The sequence below is a fragment of the Oerskovia sp. NPDC056781 genome, from assembly GCF_042789955.1.
Classification (GTDB): Bacteria; Actinomycetota; Actinomycetes; order Actinomycetales; family Cellulomonadaceae; genus Oerskovia; species Oerskovia rustica.
The window spans coordinates 1-2,052 of record NZ_JBHUAD010000376.1; the positions used below are offsets into that span (position 1 = coordinate 1).

Genomic DNA, 2,052 nt, shown 5'->3' on the forward strand with positions numbered 1-2,052 from the left:
CCCCGGGGCCGGGCTCAGCGCCAGCGCCTACCGCGAGTTCCTCATGGGCGGCATCTTCGCGCAGACCGTCACCTTCGCCACCGCGGGCGCCGCCGCCGGCAGCCTCGGGGGCGTCCGCGGACTCTCCGCCGTCCCCGATGGTCTCGCGGGCCACGTAGTTCTCGAGGTCGAACAGGTTCTCGCCGGCACGGCGGGCGACCGTCAGCAGCGTGGTGGCCGACGCGACCTCCTCGACCTGCTCCTTGAGGAACCACAGGAGGAACTGCTCGCCCAGGGCGTCACCCTCCTCGCGGGCCGCGCGGAAGATGGCCTCGATCTGGTCGGTGACCTGCTTCTCCTGGTCGAGCGCGAGCTGGAGGGGCTCGAGCACCGAGTCGAAGTCGTTGCGCACCGCGCCCGTGCCGGGGATCGAGATCTCCAGGTCACGGTCGAGGTGGTACTGCACGATCATCATGGCGTGGTTGCGCTCCTCGACCGACTGGCGGTAGAAGTGCGCGGCGAGCTGCGGCAGGTCGTGCGAGTCGAACCACACGGCGATCGCGATGTACTGCTGGTGGGCGTCGAGCTCGTGTCCGACCTGCTCGCGCAGGAGGGTGCGGAACCGGGAGTCGGGAGTCGTGGTCGTCATGCGGTCACGCTAGCGAGGATCGGGCCCGAGCACACCCGATGGTTGCCTGTCCTCACCGAGCACAGGCTTGCCTCTGCCGCCCCGGGAGGCGCGCGAACCGCGGGATCCGGCCACTGCGGGAATGACACGGCGCACCGGGCGGTTGTGCTGAGCGTGACATGTGTACTGGAAGCGGAAGCGGCCGTGAGCGCCCCCGCCGCACCGAGCCTCGAGGTCGTGCCGTTCGGCGCGGTCGCACCTTCTGCGCTCTCGGCGGACACCCGACCGGCAGGAGGACTAGGCTCGTTGTCGATGACGGACCAGATCAGCAGCAGCGCAGGCGACCTCTCGGGCGCCGATGACGCCGAGGACACCCACCGGGCTCCTTCCACGGAGGACGACGCGGCCCGTTCGGCGCGCTTCGAGCGCGACGCGCTGGTGTACCTCGACCAGCTCTACTCGGCGGCGCTGCGCCTGACGCGCAACCCGACCGACGCGGAGGACCTGGTCCAGGAGACGTTCACCAAGGCGTTCGCCGCGTTCCACCAGTACCGCCCGGACACCAACCTCAAGGCGTGGCTCTACCGGATCCTCACCAACACGTTCATCAACAACTACCGCAAGAAGCAGCGCGAGCCGCTGCAGTCCGCGGCGGAGGACGTCGAGGACTGGCAGATCCACCGTGCGGCGTCGCACACGTCGCAGGGGTTGCGCTCGGCCGAGGCCGAGGCGTTGGACCGGCTCCCGGACTCCGACGTGAAGAAGGCTCTCCAGGAGCTGCCGGAGGACCGCCGGATGGCCGTGTACTACGCGGACGTCGAGGGCTTCCCGTACAAGGAGATCGCCGAGATCATGGGCACGCCGATCGGGACCGTGATGTCGCGGCTCCACCGCGGTCGGCACCAGCTGCGTGATCTCCTGAGCGACTACGCAAAGGACCGAGGACTGGTGGGGGCCAAGACCCCCGGAGGTGAGTCGTGAGTCAGCAGAACGTGGGCACGGAGGCGCAGGACGAGGTCATCGTGCCGATCCCCCACTCGACCGAGGGTGAGACCGAGTGCGAGCACGCGCTCAAGCACCTGTACGAGTACCTCGACTCGGAGATGACCTCCGACGACGAGGTGCGAATGCGCGCGCACGTCGCGCACTGCTCGCCGTGCCTGGCCGAGCTGAGCGCCGAGGAGCTGGTCAAGCAGCTCGTGCGCCGCTCGTGCCACGAGCAGGCTCCCGTGGAGCTCCGGCTGCGCATCCAGGCGCAGTTCACCGTGCTGCGTACGACGACGGTCATCGAGGGCATCTGACGCGCCGCCCGGAGGCGTGACGCCGTCGGGCACCTCTGCCCGTCCGCGCCGGCCGCCCGGCGATGTTGCGCGGCGGGCCTCGCTCACGGCGACGGTGCCGCCGCCGCGAACGTCGAAAGGGCCCGTCCTCACCGAGGTGAGGAC

Annotated in this window: 2 protein-coding genes and 1 pseudogene; 2 read left to right on the top strand and 1 reads right to left on the bottom strand. The window is 69.9% G+C overall.

The features are described 5' to 3' along the window. Window positions 1-91 precede the first annotated feature (91 nt). Window positions 92-628, bottom strand: a pseudogene (locus tag ACFRCR_RS18505) (ferritin); the annotation flags it as partial. Window positions 629-781: 153 nt separating this feature from the next. Here ACFRCR_RS18505 and ACFRCR_RS18510 point away from each other — a divergent pair. Together ACFRCR_RS18510 and rsrA are read left to right on the top strand one after the other, a co-directional pair. Continuing rightward, complete coding sequence (locus tag ACFRCR_RS18510; RefSeq protein WP_372440752.1) at window positions 782-1,588, top strand: sigma-70 family RNA polymerase sigma factor; 807 nt, start codon at window positions 782-784, stop codon at window positions 1,586-1,588. Then, complete coding sequence (gene rsrA / locus ACFRCR_RS18515) at window positions 1,585-1,908, top strand: mycothiol system anti-sigma-R factor (RefSeq protein WP_138823479.1); 324 nt, start codon at window positions 1,585-1,587, stop codon at window positions 1,906-1,908. Before ACFRCR_RS18510 ends, rsrA begins: the two co-directional genes overlap by 4 nt. Window positions 1,909-2,052: the final 144 nt, after the last annotated feature.